We start from the raw sequence: 15499 nt of genomic DNA, 5'->3' as shown, positions 1-15499 counted from the left end.
CTGAAATCTCTAAGGTAAAACACCATGCCCAAACGTACCGACCTAAAATCCATCCTTATCATCGGCGCCGGCCCTATCGTTATCGGTCAAGCCTGCGAATTTGACTATTCGGGCGCACAGGCCTGCAAGGCTTTGCGTGAAGAAGGCTATAAAGTCATTCTGGTGAATTCCAACCCCGCCACGATTATGACCGACCCTGAAATGGCGGATGTTACCTACATCGAGCCGATTATGTGGCAGACGGTGGAGAAGATTATCGCCAAAGAGCGGCCCGACGCGATTCTGCCCACGATGGGCGGCCAGACTGCGCTGAACTGTGCGCTGGATTTGGCGCGCAACGGCGTGTTGGCGAAATACAATGTCGAGTTAATCGGCGCAACGGAAGACGCGATCGACAAGGCGGAAGACCGCGGCCGCTTTAAGGAGGCGATGGAGAAAATCGGCCTCTCCTGCCCGAAATCCTTTGTCTGCCACACGATGAACGAAGCCTTGGCGGCGCAGGAACAGGTCGGCTTCCCGACGCTGATTCGTCCTTCTTTCACCATGGGCGGTTCGGGCGGCGGTATTGCCTACAATAAAGACGAATTTTTGGCAATTTGCGAACGCGGTTTTGATGCGTCGCCTACGCATGAATTGCTGATTGAGCAGTCCGTTCTCGGCTGGAAAGAGTACGAAATGGAAGTTGTACGCGATAAAAACGACAACTGCATCATTATCTGCTCGATTGAAAACTTTGACCCGATGGGCGTGCATACCGGCGACTCTATTACTGTTGCGCCTGCACAAACATTGACTGACAAAGAATACCAAATCATGCGTAATGCTTCGTTGGCAGTATTGCGCGAAATTGGTGTGGACACGGGCGGCTCGAACGTGCAGTTTGCGGTGAACCCTGAAAACGGCGAGATGATTGTGATCGAGATGAACCCGCGCGTGAGCCGTTCTTCTGCGTTGGCCTCTAAAGCAACCGGCTTCCCGATTGCCAAAGTAGCAGCCAAACTGGCGGTCGGCTTTACGCTGGACGAGTTGCGCAACGACATTACCGGCGGCCGCACGCCTGCATCGTTCGAGCCTTCCATCGACTATGTGGTAACCAAAATCCCGCGTTTCGCATTTGAAAAATTCCCTGCCGCAGACGACCGCTTGACCACGCAGATGAAATCTGTGGGCGAGGTAATGGCGATGGGCCGTACCATTCAAGAAAGCTTCCAAAAAGCCTTGCGCGGTTTGGAAACCGGCTTGTGCGGCTTCAATCCGCGCAGCGAAGACAAAGCGGAAATCCGCCGCGAACTGGCCAACCCGGGCCCTGAGCGTATGCTGTTTGTAGCCGATGCGTTCCGTGCAGGCTTCACGCTGGAAAAAATCCACGAAATCTGCGCCATCGATCCTTGGTTCTTGGCACAAATCGAAGACTTGGTGAAAGAAGAAAAATCAGTTTCAGACGGCCAATTACAAGACTTGGATTATGCCGCTTTACGCCGTCTGAAACGCAAAGGCTTCTCTGACAAGCGTTTGGCACAATTATTGAACGTAAGCGAAAAAGAAGTCCGCGAACACCGCTACGCGCTGAACCTGCATCCGGTTTACAAACGCGTCGACACCTGCGCCGCCGAGTTTGCCACCGAAACCGCCTATCTCTACTCTACTTACGAAGAGGAATGCGAAGCGCGTCCTTCCGACCGTAAAAAAGTGATGATTCTCGGCGGCGGCCCGAACCGCATCGGTCAGGGCATCGAGTTTGACTACTGCTGCGTTCACGCCGCGCTCGCCCTGCGCGAATCGGGCTTTGAAACGATTATGGTCAACTGCAACCCCGAAACCGTGTCCACCGACTTCGACACCAGCGACCGCCTCTATTTCGAGCCGCTGACGCTGGAAGACGTGTTGGAAATCGTCCGCACCGAAAACCCGTGGGGCGTGATTGTGCATTACGGTGGTCAAACCCCGCTCAAACTCGCCAACGCATTGGTTGAAAACGGCGTAAACATTATCGGCACATCCGCCGACAGTATCGACGCCGCCGAAGACCGCGAACGTTTCCAAAAAGTGTTGAACGACTTAGGCCTGCGTCAACCGCCCAACCGCATCGCCCACAACGAAGAAGAAGCCCTCGTTAAAGCCGAAGAAATCGGTTATCCGTTGGTTGTCCGTCCTTCTTACGTACTCGGCGGCCGCGCCATGCAGATTGTTCACTCTGCCGAAGAGTTGCAAAAATACATGCGCGAAGCCGTACAAGTTTCCGAAGACAGCCCTGTATTGCTCGACTTCTTCTTGAACAACGCCATCGAAGTGGACGTAGACTGCGTTTCAGACGGCCAAGACGTCGTGATCGGCGGCATCATGCAACACGTCGAACAAGCAGGTATCCACTCCGGCGACTCCGGCTGTTCATTGCCTCCATACTCATTGGATGAAGAAATTCAAGATGAAATCCGTCGTCAAACCAAAGCCATGGCATACGCACTGGGCGTAGTCGGCTTGATGAACGTACAGTTTGCCGTACAAGACGGCGTAGTCTTCGTACTGGAAGTGAACCCACGCGCCAGCCGTACCGTACCGTTCGTATCCAAAGCTACCGGCGTACCGCTCGCCAAAGTCGGCGCACGCGTGATGGCAGGCATTTCGCTGAAAGAGCAAGGCGTAGAAAAAGAAGTCATCCCAGACTTCTATGCCGTTAAAGAAGCCGTGTTCCCATTCATTAAATTCCCGGGTGTGGACACCATTCTCGGCCCTGAAATGCGCTCTACCGGCGAAGTCATGGGCGTAGGCGCAAGCTTCGGCGAAGCCTACTTCAAAGCCCAACTCGGCGCTGGCGAACGCTTGAGCACAACTGGCAAAGTGTTCCTCGCCGTACGCGACGAAGACAAACCTCTCATCGTCAAAACCGCACAAAACTTCCAAGCACTCGGCTACGGTGTCTGCGCCACACGCGGTACCGCCGAATACTTGAAAGAACACGGCATCATCGTGCAAGCGGTCAACAAAGTGCAGGAAGGCCGCCCACACATCGTGGACGCCATTAAAAACGGCGAAATCGCACTGGTGGTCAACACCGTCGGCAGCACAGTACAATCTGTTACCGACAGCCACAGCATTCGCCGCACTTCCCTCACCCAACGCGTACCGCAATACACCACCATCGCCGGCGGCGAAGCCATGAGCGAAGGCGCAAAAAGCCGCGAACACTTGGGCGTGTACAGCGTACAGGAATTGCATGGCCGTCTGAAAAACAAAGCCTAATCAATCCTATCGGATTTAAATAGCTAAAAGGCCGTCTGAAACCTGATTGCTCAGTTTCAGACGGCCTTTTCATATTTCAAATTCCAACCGTCTGTCCATCAAAACAACCTTTTCTGCCATCTCCAAACAAGCAATAACAACATGAAATATAATTTCGTTATTGATTGGATTCATACGACAAAATTGTTGTTTTTTCATCATAATCCAAAAATATCGAGTTTAACGCCTATTCTCCTTGCTTTATAATGGTCGTCTGAAATAAAAATACAATTAAAGCAGAAACATGTCTTTGCAACTTAAGCAGATTTGCATAATTGAATATATGCTTTAATCATAATAATGATAAAATAATACGGCTTTCCTCTAAATTAAAGGGAAAACTGCACAAGAAACGGAAAATAAAATGAGTGTCGGATTATTGCGTGTTTTGGTTCAAAGCCAGACCATCTCAAATCAACAAGCGGAACATTACAACAGCCTTTTACAATCGGGCAAAGAAATCTTGCCCAACCTGTTTTCAGACGGCATCATCTCCCCTAAAGCATTGGGAGAATTGGTTGCGCGCGTATTCAGCTATCCCCTTTTGGATTTGCGCTACTACCCGCGCAATAATGTAGTCAGCGACATTCTGACGGAAGAGCAAATGGTGCAAAACCGTTGCATTCCAATTTTCAAACGCGGACGCAAGGTTTATTTCGCCGTATCCGATCCGACCCAAATCCAAAACTTTCAAAAAATTGCTTTTGCTTCAGGTTTAAGTGTCGACTTGGTAGTGGTTCCAGACGACCAGCTCAGCTCATTGCTGGAATGGCTGGGTCAACGTTCGACCACCATTCTGAAAGAAATCAACGACGAACATGAAGCAACGCAGCAATCTCAATCGCTTTATATCGATAATGAAGAAGCTGAAGACGGCCCTATCCCCCGTTTCATCCACAAAACCTTATCCGATGCCCTGAACGCGGGTGCATCGGACATCCACTTTGAATTCTACGAGCAAATGGCGCGCGTCCGTTTCCGTGTGGACGGACAATTACGCGAAGTCGTACAGCCGCCTGTCGCCGTGCGCGGCCAGTTGGCATCGCGCATCAAAGTGATGGCGCGTTTGGATATTTCTGAAAAACGTATTCCGCAAGACGGCAGAATTCAAATTGCCTTCCACAAACACGGCCGTCCGATTGACTTCCGTGTCAGCACTTTGCCGACATTATTCGGCGAAAAAGTGGTGATGCGTATCCTAAATTCCGATGGTACATCGCTCAATATCGACCAACTCGGCTTAGAGCCTTTCCAAAAAGAAATGCTGCTTGAGGCCATCAACCGCCCTTACGGCATGGTGTTGGTTACCGGTCCGACAGGTTCGGGTAAAACCGTTTCGCTCTATACCTGCCTGAGCATTTTGAACACGGAAGATGTCAACATTTCAACGGCAGAGGATCCGGCCGAGATTAACCTACCAGGCGTCAACCAAGTCAACGTCAATGAAAAACAAGGCCTGACGTTTGCCACCGCACTCCGATCCTTCTTGCGTCAAGATCCTGATATTATTATGGTCGGTGAGATTCGTGACTTGGAAACCGCCGACATTGCCATTAAAGCCGCACAAACCGGCCACATGGTTTTCTCGACCCTGCATACCAATAATGCACCGGCCACGCTGTCCCGCCTTTTGAACATGGGTGTTGCGCCTTTCAATATCGCCAGCTCGGTCAGCCTAATTATGGCGCAAAGGCTGTTGCGCAGACTGTGTCCAAATTGCAAACGCGAAGTTGAGCGCCCGCCGGTTCCGGCATTGAAAAAAGCCGGCTTTACCGATGCGGACTTGGCTCAAGATTGGAAGCTCTACCGCCCGGTTGGTTGCGACAGCTGCCGCGGCAAAGGCTTTAAAGGCCGCGTCGGTATTTATGAAGTCATGCCGGTCAGCGACGAAATGCAAAAAGTCATTATGAACAACGGTACAGAAGTTGATATCATGAACATGGCCTATCAGGAAGGCATGATAGACTTGCGTCGCGCCGGCCTCATGAAAGTCATGCAAGGCCTGACCTCGTTGGAAGAAGTGACTGCTCATACCAATGACTAAACTGTCATATTTTCGAAAATTAAAATAAAGCGGCACGGGGAAACAGTCCGCTTTATTTCTTACTAACAAGGGATAACTCATGGCTCAAGCAGAGCAAAAAAGAAGTCTGTTCGGCTCAAGAAGCAAAGGCAAGCGTTTTACATTTGAAGGAAAAAATACCGAGACCGAACGTCTTGTCCGTGGTGAAGTAGTTGCCAAAGACGAAGAAGAAGCACGCAAAAAACTCCAACGCAGAGGCATTCGCCCTTTGCGCATCAGCAAAGTCAAAACCGCACGCAAACGCCGTATCACCCAAGAAGACATTACAGTGTTCACCCGCCAACTGGCAACGATGATGAAGGCAGGCTTACCGCTGATGCAGGCTTTTGAAATCGTTGCGCGCGGCCACTCCAATCCGAGCATGACCGAAATGCTGATGCAGGTTCGCTCCGATGTCGAACAAGGCAGCGCATTGGGTAAATCATTCTCCAAATATCCAAAATATTTCGACCGTTTCTATTGCAATCTGGTCAGCGCAGGCGAGTCCGGTGGCGTATTGGAAAGCCTATTGGACAAACTGGCTGTCTATAAAGAAAAAACGCAAGCCATTAAGAAAAAGGTTAAAACCGCACTGACCTACCCGATTGCCATTATCGTGGTGGCGATTGCGCTTATCTTCATCATGATGATGTTTGTACTGCCTGCCTTTAAAGAAGTTTATGCCAATATGGGTGCAGAGCTGCCAAGGCTTACCCAACTTGTCATGAGCTTGTCCGATTTATTCGTCGACTATGGCTGGATTATGATCGTCCTTTTGATTGTTTCCGCCTTCGGCCTGTACAAACTCCATGAAAAATCGCCTACCTTCCAAAAACGAATCGATGCTTTGATTTTGAGACTCCCCGTTTTTGGCTCTATCGTCCGTAAAGCAACCATTGCCCGTTGGGCGCGTACGACTTCTACCCTCTTCGCAGCCGGCGTTCCTTTGGTTGAAGTATTAGATTCAGTTGCAGGCGCATCCGGTAATATTCTCTATGAAGAAGCCACTCAAGACATCCGCGCCAAGGTAACCCAAGGTCTGTCGCTGACATCCAGTATGCAAAGTACTGATATGTTCCCCAATATGGTGATCCAAATGGCGGCCATCGGCGAAGAGTCAGGCTCTTTGGACGATATGCTGAACAAAGCCGCTGAATTCTACGAAGATGAAGTGGACAACTCCGTCTCCCGATTGTCTCACTTGATGGAGCCTATCATCATGGTGGTATTGGGTTCGCTCATCGGTATCTTGCTGATTGCCATGTATCTGCCGCTGTTTAACTTGGGTAATGTCGTAGGTTGATATGCTTGATAGTATTTACTCTGCCATCGATGCCCTCTCCGTTCTTGCGCCATTCGCTATTCCTTTAGCCGTTATTTTGGGATTGCTGATTGGCAGCTTTCTGAATGTTGTCATTTATCGTACTCCGATAATGATGGAACACGAATGGACACAATTTTCCAAAGAGCATTTGGGCATCGAGCTGACAGATGAAGAAAAACAGCCATTTAATCTGCGTAAACCGGATTCACGCTGCCCAAAATGTAAAAGCCCTGTCAAACTTTGGCAAAACATCCCCATCCTCAGCTATGTTTTACTGGGCGGGAAATGCCACTCTTGCAAAACCGCGATCGGCATACGCTATCCGCTGATTGAGCTGCTGACAGGGGTCTTATTCGGTATTGTCGCATGGCAATACGGCTGGTCATGGGCAACTATTGGCGGATTAATTTTGACTGCCATATTGATTGCGCTGACCTTTATCGATGCCGATACGCAATATTTACCCGACAGCCTGACTCAGCCCCTAATTTGGATCGGCCTGCTGTTTAATCTTAATGACACATTCGTACCCCTGCATTCAGCCGTTTGGGGCGCAATCGCAGGCTATATGAGCCTTTATACTTTATGCGCCGTCTATAAACTTCTGACTGGTAAAATCGGCATGGGTAATGGCGACTTCAAACTTTTGGCCGCGCTCGGGGCATGGCTGGGCGTAGGGATATTGCCTGTTTTGATCTTCATGGCTGCCTTAGTCGGCCTGGTGGGCGCACTTATCGCCCGTGTCGGTAAAGGTCAATATTTTGCTTTTGGTCCCAGCCTTGCTGTGGCAGGATGGATTATTTTGGTTGCCAATGCACCTATTACCCAACTGGTACAATGGTGGCTCGTACAATCAGGATTCCGATAATGACATTATGGATAGGCTTGACCGGCGGTATCGGTAGCGGCAAATCATCTATTGCCCAAATGTTTGCCGAACTTGGCGTACCCATTATCGATGCCGATGCCATCAGCCGCTCACTGACCGCTGAAAACGGCGAAGCCCTTCCTGCCATCCGCCAACTTTTCGGGGATGAGGTTTTTGATCATGAAGGCCGTCTGAATCGTATGGCTTTACGGGAAGAAGTTTTCAGACGGCCTCAATCCAAAAAACAACTGGAAAACCTGCTTCTGCCATTAATCTTAAACAAAATCCAGCTGCAGAAACAACAACTTGCCTCCTCTACTTACGGCATTGTCGATGTACCGCTTTTGATTGAGAATCCAGCATTTAAAGCGGAAGCCGACCGCATTTTGGTTGTAGATGTTCCAGAGTCCGTCCAAATCGAACGCGTACATCAACGCAATGGTTTTTCAGAAGAACAAACACGTCAAATCATGGCCACCCAAGCTTCTCGATGTGACAGACTGCTGCATGCCGACGATGTATTGGATAATACCCATAGCATGGAAGAAGCAAAAATCAAGGTTGCCCGCTTGCATCAATACTATCAATCCATTGCACAAACTCTGAAAGAAACTGCATGACCGCTCCTGTTGTAAAATGCCCAACCTGCCACAAAGAAGTCGTTTGGAACACCGACAGCCCCTACCGCCCTTTCTGCAGCAAACGGTGCAAACTCATTGATTTAGGCGAATGGGCACAAGAAAAATACACCGTTTCTTCGGAAGACGACCCCTTTTCAGACCTGTTGGACGGCAAATAAACTGCGCAGCCTTCTTCAGCCTATCCAAAACAGGCTCAAAACAGTAAAATACCCTCTTTATTCCAACCTATTCCATCCACCATGCTCACCTTCCAACAAATTATTTTCAAATTACAAAACTACTGGGCAGACAAAGGCTGCACCGTTATCCAACCTTTCGATATGGAAGTCGGTGCCGGTACTTCGCATCCAGCCACTTGCCTGCGCGCATTAGGCCCAGAGCCTTGGTTTGCCGCTTACGTCCAACCCAGCCGCCGCCCCAAAGACGGCCGCTATGGCGACAACCCCAACCGCCTGCAACACTACTATCAATTCCAAGTTGCGCTCAAACCTGCACCAGCCAATATTCAAGACCTCTACCTCGATTCCCTGCGCGAATTGGGTATCGACCCTAAAGTACACGACATCCGTTTTGTCGAAGACGACTGGGAAAACCCTACTCTCGGCGCTTGGGGCTTGGGTTGGGAAGTTTGGCTCAACGGCATGGAAGTAACCCAATTCACCTACTTCCAACAAGTCGGCGGTATCGACTGCTCCCCTGTACTCGGTGAAATTACCTACGGTATCGAGCGTCTCGCCATGTATCTGCAAGGCGTGGAAAACGTGTACGACCTCGTTTGGGCAAAAACCCTTGATGGCAACATCGTCACTTACGGCGACGTTTATCATCAAAACGAAGTCGAACAATCCACCTACAACTTCGAATACAGCGATGCCGATTGGCTCTTGCGCCAATTCAACGACTATGAAGAACAAGCCAAACGCCTGCTTGCAGTTGAAGACACCAGTCTTGCCCTGCCTGCTTACGAGCTTGTACTCAAGGCCGGCCATACGTTCAACCTATTGGATGCACGCGGTGCCATTTCCGTTACCGAACGTGCAACCTACATCGGCCGTATTCGTGCACTGAGCCGCATCGTTGCACAAAAATTCGTTGAAAGCCGCGAAAAACTGGGCTTCCCATTGCTTAAAAACCAATAAGCCCATATATACTTACCACGCCGCCCTTTGATACATTCAAGTGGCGGCGTTTCTATTTTCAGACGGCCCCATCGCAAACACTTCCAGCCTGCTTTCAGGTAAAATAAGCCCTTTATTACATAAGCCGTCTGAAAACATGAGTTCATCCTCTTCTGCAAAAATGCCCTTTTTCTTACTTTCTCTCGTTGCCATCATTCTTGACCAACTGAGCAAATGGGAAATCTTGAAACACTTTACCGAAGGCGAACGCCTCAACATCATTCCAGACTTTTTTGACCTGACCCTTGCCTATAATCCAGGCGCGGCATTCAGCTTTTTGGCCGACCAAGGCGGCTGGCAAAAATTCTTCTTTTTAGGTCTGGCCGTCGTTATCAGCCTGTATTTGGCCCGTGCTATCTGGCGTGATGAGTTTGGCCGCTGGGGCAAACTGGGGGCCGCTATGATTATCGGCGGCGCGATTGGCAATGTGGTTGACCGCCTGATTCACGGCCACGTTGTCGATTTTCTGCTTTTCTATTGGCAAAACTGGTTTTACCCCGCATTTAACATTGCCGACAGCTTTATCTGCGTTGGTGCAATTTGCTTGGTATTAGATGGTTTGCTGCACAAAAAAACATCTTCAAACGACACAAAGGCCGTCTGAAAACGGAACACACATGACTCAAAAAACCATTATCCTTGCCAATCCCCGCGGCTTCTGTGCCGGTGTTGACCGTGCCATCAGCATTGTTGAACGTGCACTCGAAGAATTCGGCGCGCCTATTTACGTCCGCCATGAGGTCGTTCACAACAAATTCGTCGTGGACAATCTGCGGGCAAAAGGTGCCGTATTTGTCGATAACTTGGCAGATGTCCCAAAGGGTGCCACACTAATTTACTCTGCTCACGGCGTATCCAAAGCCGTACAGGAAGAAGCGGCACAACGTGGTTTCCGCGTTTTTGATGCTACCTGCCCTCTGGTAACCAAGGTCCATAAAGAAGTAGCCCGCCTCGATGAGCAAGATTACGAAATCATTATGATCGGCCACAAAGGCCACGTCGAAGTAGAAGGCACGATGGGACAATTACCTCCGGGTAAAATGTTTCTGGTTGAGACAGTGGAAGATGTAGCCGGACTGAACGTCAAGAATCCTGACAAACTTGCCTACGTCAGCCAAACCACTTTATCGGTGGATGAAACCAAAGACATTATTGCAGCTTTAAACCAACGCTTCCCCAATATCCGCAATCCGCACAAAGAAGACATCTGCTACGCCACAACCAACCGCCAAACCGCTGTTAAAGAATTGGCCGAAGAATGCGATCTCGTGATTGTTGTCGGCTCGCCCAACTCTTCCAACAGCAACCGCTTGCGTGAAGTAGCCGCATTGCGCGGAGTTGATGCCTATATGGTCGATAATGCTTCCTATCTGAAAAAAGAATGGTTTGAAAATAAAACCAAGGTCGGTGTAACTGCCGGTGCATCTGCGCCCGAAGTCTTGGTTCGAGAAGTCTTACAAACCATTCAAGATTGGGGACATGAGACCATACGCGAAGGAGAAGGCGCAGAAGAAAGCATTGTATTTGTCTTGCCCAAAGAATTGCGTCGTGAGGGCGAAAACAAGCAAATTCTCAATAAAGGGTAAGTTTGTTATTTGCTTTATTTGAACTTAAGGCCGTCTGAAAATTTTCAGACGGCCTTAAGTATATTTTACTAATAAAAAAGACCTGCCTTAAAGGCAGGTCTTTTCATACATGATCCTGATTATTTATCAGAAGTATGTTGCTGACGGCGCAAGATAGCCGGAATTTCAAAGTCATCCAGTACAGACTGGTTGCTAAAATCAGCCGCAGTCAGATTCATAGAACGGATATTGCGGTTGGTACGAACCAGGCTTTCAGCACTGCTTTGGCTTTGAGCTTGAGGCGCTTCTTCCGCACCGCGTACCAATTGTTGGGTACGGGCAGCAGCGCGCAGTTGGTTGTCAGTACCGTTTTCTTTCAAGCCGGTAGCAATGATGGTAATACGGATAGCGTCTTCGCTCATGCTCTCGTCTTCGGCAGCACCAAATTTGCATTCCACTTCAGGATGTGCATTTTGGTTGACGATACGCATAATCTCGTTGAACTCAGACATTTTCAGGCAGCCAGGAGCAGTGGTAATGTTTACCAATACACCGCGTGCGCCATCCAAAGTAACGTTATCCAAGAGCGGGCTGGAGATAGCTTGATCGGTAGCCAAACGGGCACGGTCGATACCTTGCGCAAAACCAGAACCCATCATGGCGATACCGCGATTGCTCATCACGGTTTTCACGTCGGCGAAGTCCAAGTTGATCATGTCGCTAGGACAAGTCACTACTTCAGAAATACCGGCAACCGCGTCACGCAGTACATTGTCTGCAGCACGGAAGGCTTCGCGCATGGTCACGTCTTCACCCAAAGCAGTCATCAATTTGTCGTTCGGGATAATAATCAGGGAATCGACGCGCTCTTTGAGTTGATCCAAACCTGCTTGAGCGATATGTACGCGTTTGCCTTCGTAAGCAAACGGACGGGTTACAACCGCAACGGTCAGGATACCCATTTCTTTAGCGATTTCAGCCACAACAGGAGCAGAGCCGGTACCTGTACCACCACCCATACCGGTAGTGATAAACAGCATGTTTGCACCGCGGATGGCATCTTCGATGGCTTCGCGATCTTCTTGAGCAGCGGCGCGGCCGATTTCAGGATTTGCACCGGCACCCAAACCGCGAGTCAGGTTTGTACCCAATTGAATGCGTTTAGCCGCATTGTTTTTAGCCAATGATTGCGCATCGGTATTGGCACTGATGAACTCAACACCATGAATAGTGTTGGCAACCATGTTGTTGATGGCATTACAGCCGCCGCCGCCCAAACCGATAACTTTAATAACAGCAGGGCTCGTTGCTGATTCTGCTACGTCGTAAACAAATTCCATTCAATAATCCTCCGCGCCCCGCTTTATAAGGACGGTTCAAAAATAACTCATTATCCGTATTATATAAGAAGTATCCAGATACTGGCAAAATTCTTCTTACCATTCGGCTGTCGGCGTTATATTTTTACTACATTTTTTAACAGAAAATATACAAGTTTTAAATTATCCACTTGGCAATTATTTAAAACCGTTTAATTCCACTTAAATATTCAGGACAAACGGCTACACAGTCCGCCCTGAAAACTTTTATCAGAAATTGTCTCTGAAGAATCTTTGAATTTTTTCCCACAGACCCATTTTTTTACCTGAATCATTCAGTGCAATCGCACCGGTTCGGCTGGTTTGCTCACCCTCTTCGGCAGCATAGGCCGTCTGAAGCAGGCCAATCGCTGTTGAATAGCGTGGATTGCGGATACGCTCGGATACGCCGCCCATTTCTTGTGGAACACCGATACGCGCCGGCAGGTTGAAGACTTCTTCCGCCAACTCAACAATACCGGTCAACATAGAAGCACCACCGGTCAAAACAATACCGGAAGTCAACACTTCTTCTGGGAAGCCGGAGCGGCGCAATTCGTTCAGCGTCAATTCCAAAATTTCTTCTACGCGCGGGCCGATGATTTCAGCCAATACACGGCGTGAAATTTGACGTGATTGACGGTCGCCAACGCTAGGGACTTCAATCATTTCATCCAAGCCGTCCATAGTCGGAATCGCGGCGCCGTAATGGATTTTGATATACTCAGCGGCACTGTGCGGCGTACGCAAGGCCTGTGCCAAGTCTTTGGTAATCAAATCGCCGGCAACGGGAATCACCGCAGTATGGCGGATTGCGCCATTAGTATAAACCGCGATGTCGGTTGTACCACCACCGATATCGATGACGCACACGCCCAAATCTTTTTCGTCTTCAGTCAAAACGGCGTGACCGCTTGCCAAAGGTTGAAGCATGATTTGATCCATTTGCAGGCCGCAGCGTTGGATACATTTTTGGATATTTTGCAAAGCAGTGTTCGCACCGGTAATGATGTGTACACGGGTATCCAAACGCACGCCGCTCATACCGATAGGCTCTTTCACACCGGGTTGGTTGTCGATGATGTACTCTTGAACCACGGTATGCAAGATGTTGTGATCAGGCGGAATATTGATGGCTTTGGCCGTTTCGATGGCACGGTCAATGTCGGCTTGCGATACTTCGCCATCTTTAATTTTGACCACGCCTTGTGAATTCAGGCTGCGGATATGGTTACCGGCAATACCGGTGACGACGTGGGAAATTTTGGTATCTGCCATCAGCTCGGCATCTTCTACCGCCTGACGAATGGCTTGCGCAGTGGCGTCAATATTGGTCACCATACCTGCACGCAAACCGCGTGAAGGGCTTTGACCCAAGCCAACAATGTGGATTTCGTTATCTTCCCGAATCTCACCGATTAAGGCGATGACCTTGGACGTACCAATGTCTAAGGCACTGATATATTTATTTTGTTGTTGTTCCATAATTGCTCGTTCGCTATGTTGTCTGACTGACGGTTTGATTATTTTTGAAACAAGATTGCTTCACGTCTAATCGGCTATTCACTGTCGGAAGGGTTTTCAGACGGCCTGTAACGGACTGAAAAACCATCCTTATAACGCATATCGACATACTCGATATGACTTTGTTTTTTACGCAGCAGCGATGGCCAAATCTGGGCAAACTGCTGCAAACGTTTGATTTCGTTTTCACGCCCCAAGCGCACGGTAATGCCGTTGTTCAATACAAGCAGCCATGCCGAACGCGGCGTGTAGATCAATTCTTTGATGGTCAGTTTCAACGGACTCAAAATACCGGAAAAGTCCGCATAATGTTTGACCATGTCTTTGCCTGTCCCCTGCTGCCCTTCAAATATAGGCAGGCCCTGTTTCAGGCTTGCGGCAAACACATTACCCTTACTGTCCACCAAGCCGCCAGCGCGCCAGTGTGCAACTGGCACGCGCTCGGTCAGGATAATTTCCACGGTTTCCGGAAAACGGCGGCGTACCATTGCCGAGTCAATCCAAGGCAATTCCTGAAAAGCGGCCTGCGCCGAATCAATATCGGCGCGGAACATATTACCCCTGATATGCTCTCGTGCAACGGTTTGCAATTCTTTGCTGGAAGCATATTTCAGCTTACCCTGAATGGCAATCTGTTTCACAGGGAAATATTTGGAATTGTAAAGCCAAGCTATGCCCGAACCTATCAGCAGAAAGGTCATCAGCAACAATAGCCGGCGGGTCAGCCGACCCAGTGCGCCTGCATCATCCCACATGAGCGGTCTTCAAAATCTCAATACATAAATCAGCAAAATCTACGCCGGTATGGGCTGCAGATTTTGGCACCAAACTGTGGCTGGTCATGCCGGGCAAGGTATTGATTTCCAACAGATACAGTTTACCGTCCGTATCTTTCAGAAAGTCCACGCGCGAACAGCCGTCCGCACCAATCGCCTGCGCGCCACGCACGGCCAGTTCGCGCATCAGGTTTTCCTCCGCCTCGCTCAAATCTTCCGACGGGCATTGATAAACCGTATCGTCGCGGTTGTATTTAGCCTCATAGTCGTAAAACTCGGTAGCCGGAATAATATGAATGCTCGGCAGGCCTTTGCCGTTCAATACCGGGCAAGAATACTCGCCGCCGCCGATAAAGCGTTCGGCAATGATTTCGCCCTGCAAGTGTTTCAATTCTTCGTAAACGCTTTTCAGACGGCCTTTTTCTTTTACTTTTACCACGCCGACGCTGCTACCTTCAGCTGCAGGTTTGACAAACATCGGCAGGCCCAATTTTTCTTCAACGGCATCAAAGTCACTGTCGTCATGCAATACGGCAAACTCAGGAACAGGCAAGCCCACAGCCTGCCAAATCAGTTTGCAGCGATATTTGTCCATACCCAACGCAGAAGCAGCCACGCCGCTGCCGGTGTAAGGAATACCCATCAGCTCCAACGCGCCTTGAATCGCGCCATCTTCGCCGAAAGTGCCGTGCAGAATATTGAAGGCCGTCTGAAAACCTTGTGTTTTCAATTCAGACAACGGGATTTCTTTGGGGTCGAACGCATGGGCATCGACGCCTTTGCTTTTCAAGGCAGCCAAAATAGCGGCACCGCTGTCCAGCGACACTTCACGCTCGCTGGAGAAGCCACCCATCAACACGGCCACTTTGCCAAAATTCTGCATAATTTCCACTTTCTTAAATACTGATACAGGCCGTCTGAATA

Annotated in this window: 13 protein-coding genes; 9 read left to right on the top strand and 4 right to left on the bottom strand. The window is 49.4% G+C overall.

Going from position 1 to position 15499, the window contains the following annotated elements:
• Positions 1–24: 24 nt before the first annotated feature.
• The 9 genes from carB to ispH all read left to right on the top strand — a co-directional run bounded on the left by carB (position 25) and on the right by ispH (position 10938).
• Positions 25–3240 carry a carbamoyl-phosphate synthase large subunit gene (carB, locus tag ACTHSX_RS03985; protein ID WP_440376877.1) on the top strand — a complete coding sequence of 1072 codons (3216 nt, stop codon included), beginning with the start codon at positions 25–27 and terminating at the stop codon, positions 3238–3240.
• 403 nt (positions 3241–3643) lie between these two features.
• The gene (pilB, locus tag ACTHSX_RS03980; RefSeq protein WP_440376876.1) at positions 3644–5323 is read left to right on the top strand and encodes a type IV-A pilus assembly ATPase PilB; all 1680 of its coding nucleotides are present in this window, start codon (positions 3644–3646) and stop codon (positions 5321–5323) included.
• 79 nt (positions 5324–5402) lie between these two features.
• Entirely contained in the window at positions 5403–6644 is a 1242-nt protein-coding gene (locus ACTHSX_RS03975) for a type II secretion system F family protein (protein WP_440376875.1), read from the top strand.
• Position 6645: 1 nt separating this feature from the next.
• On the top strand, positions 6646–7533 hold the full coding sequence (locus tag ACTHSX_RS03970) for a prepilin peptidase (protein ID WP_440376874.1): 888 nt from the start codon (positions 6646–6648) through the stop codon (positions 7531–7533).
• Entirely contained in the window at positions 7533–8153 is a 621-nt protein-coding gene (coaE, locus tag ACTHSX_RS03965; protein WP_440376873.1) for a dephospho-CoA kinase, read from the top strand. Before ACTHSX_RS03970 ends, coaE begins: the two co-directional genes overlap by 1 nt.
• On the top strand, positions 8150–8332 hold the full coding sequence (gene yacG, locus ACTHSX_RS03960) for a DNA gyrase inhibitor YacG (protein WP_003682475.1): 183 nt from the start codon (positions 8150–8152) through the stop codon (positions 8330–8332). The genes coaE and yacG overlap by 4 nt, the downstream gene beginning before the upstream one ends.
• 81 nt (positions 8333–8413) lie before the next feature.
• The gene (gene glyQ, locus ACTHSX_RS03955; protein WP_003685919.1) at positions 8414–9313 is read left to right on the top strand and encodes a glycine--tRNA ligase subunit alpha; all 900 of its coding nucleotides are present in this window, start codon (positions 8414–8416) and stop codon (positions 9311–9313) included.
• Positions 9314–9449: 136 nt separating this feature from the next.
• Positions 9450–9956 (top strand): signal peptidase II, encoded by a 507-nt coding sequence (lspA, locus tag ACTHSX_RS03950; RefSeq protein ID WP_440376872.1) that lies wholly within the window; start codon positions 9450–9452, stop codon positions 9954–9956.
• A gap of 13 nt (positions 9957–9969) precedes the next feature.
• Positions 9970–10938, top strand: a complete 969-nt coding sequence (gene ispH / locus ACTHSX_RS03945; RefSeq protein ID WP_440376871.1) for a 4-hydroxy-3-methylbut-2-enyl diphosphate reductase — start codon at positions 9970–9972, stop codon at positions 10936–10938.
• A gap of 119 nt (positions 10939–11057) precedes the next feature.
• On the opposite strand, the gene ftsZ is transcribed toward ispH, so the two are convergent.
• The 4 genes from ftsZ to ACTHSX_RS03925 all read right to left on the bottom strand — a co-directional run bounded on the left by ftsZ (position 11058) and on the right by ACTHSX_RS03925 (position 15458).
• Entirely contained in the window at positions 11058–12257 is a 1200-nt protein-coding gene (gene ftsZ / locus ACTHSX_RS03940) for a cell division protein FtsZ (RefSeq protein WP_063076120.1), read from the bottom strand.
• A 249-nt stretch (positions 12258–12506) separates the two neighbouring features.
• The gene (gene ftsA / locus ACTHSX_RS03935) at positions 12507–13760 is read right to left on the bottom strand and encodes a cell division protein FtsA (protein ID WP_003682483.1); all 1254 of its coding nucleotides are present in this window, start codon (positions 13758–13760) and stop codon (positions 12507–12509) included.
• A gap of 74 nt (positions 13761–13834) precedes the next feature.
• Positions 13835–14554 carry a cell division protein FtsQ/DivIB gene (locus ACTHSX_RS03930; protein ID WP_440376870.1) on the bottom strand — a complete coding sequence of 240 codons (720 nt, stop codon included), beginning with the start codon at positions 14552–14554 and terminating at the stop codon, positions 13835–13837.
• Positions 14544–15458, bottom strand: a complete 915-nt coding sequence (locus ACTHSX_RS03925; RefSeq protein WP_440376869.1) for a D-alanine--D-alanine ligase — start codon at positions 15456–15458, stop codon at positions 14544–14546. The genes ACTHSX_RS03930 and ACTHSX_RS03925 overlap by 11 nt, the downstream gene beginning before the upstream one ends.
• Between the last annotated feature and the right edge of the window lie 41 nt (positions 15459–15499).

This window comes from Neisseria sp. P0014.S002 (assembly GCF_051958295.1).
Taxonomy (GTDB): domain Bacteria; phylum Pseudomonadota; class Gammaproteobacteria; order Burkholderiales; family Neisseriaceae; genus Neisseria; species Neisseria flavescens_B.
The sequence above is the reverse complement of the archived record's forward strand: the minus strand, read 5'-3'. Positions and strand labels throughout refer to the sequence as shown.

What these genes read in the sequence shown, in the direction of transcription:
- carB (WP_440376877.1), top strand. Translation starts at nt 25, where the DNA reads ATGCCCAAACGTACCGACCTAAAATCCATCCTTATCATCGGCGCCGGC.
- pilB (WP_440376876.1), top strand. Translation starts at nt 3,644, where the DNA reads ATGAGTGTCGGATTATTGCGTGTTTTGGTTCAAAGCCAGACCATCTCA.
- ACTHSX_RS03975 (WP_440376875.1), top strand. Translation starts at nt 5,403, where the DNA reads ATGGCTCAAGCAGAGCAAAAAAGAAGTCTGTTCGGCTCAAGAAGCAAA.
- ACTHSX_RS03970 (WP_440376874.1), top strand. Translation starts at nt 6,646, where the DNA reads ATGCTTGATAGTATTTACTCTGCCATCGATGCCCTCTCCGTTCTTGCG.
- coaE (WP_440376873.1), top strand. Translation starts at nt 7,533, where the DNA reads ATGACATTATGGATAGGCTTGACCGGCGGTATCGGTAGCGGCAAATCA.
- yacG (WP_003682475.1), top strand. Translation starts at nt 8,150, where the DNA reads ATGACCGCTCCTGTTGTAAAATGCCCAACCTGCCACAAAGAAGTCGTT.
- glyQ (WP_003685919.1), top strand. Translation starts at nt 8,414, where the DNA reads ATGCTCACCTTCCAACAAATTATTTTCAAATTACAAAACTACTGGGCA.
- lspA (WP_440376872.1), top strand. Translation starts at nt 9,450, where the DNA reads ATGAGTTCATCCTCTTCTGCAAAAATGCCCTTTTTCTTACTTTCTCTC.
- ispH (WP_440376871.1), top strand. Translation starts at nt 9,970, where the DNA reads ATGACTCAAAAAACCATTATCCTTGCCAATCCCCGCGGCTTCTGTGCC.
- ftsZ (WP_063076120.1), bottom strand. Translation starts at nt 12,257, where the DNA reads ATGGAATTTGTTTACGACGTAGCAGAATCAGCAACGAGCCCTGCTGTT.
- ftsA (WP_003682483.1), bottom strand. Translation starts at nt 13,760, where the DNA reads ATGGAACAACAACAAAATAAATATATCAGTGCCTTAGACATTGGTACG.
- ACTHSX_RS03930 (WP_440376870.1), bottom strand. Translation starts at nt 14,554, where the DNA reads ATGTGGGATGATGCAGGCGCACTGGGTCGGCTGACCCGCCGGCTATTG.
- ACTHSX_RS03925 (WP_440376869.1), bottom strand. Translation starts at nt 15,458, where the DNA reads ATGCAGAATTTTGGCAAAGTGGCCGTGTTGATGGGTGGCTTCTCCAGC.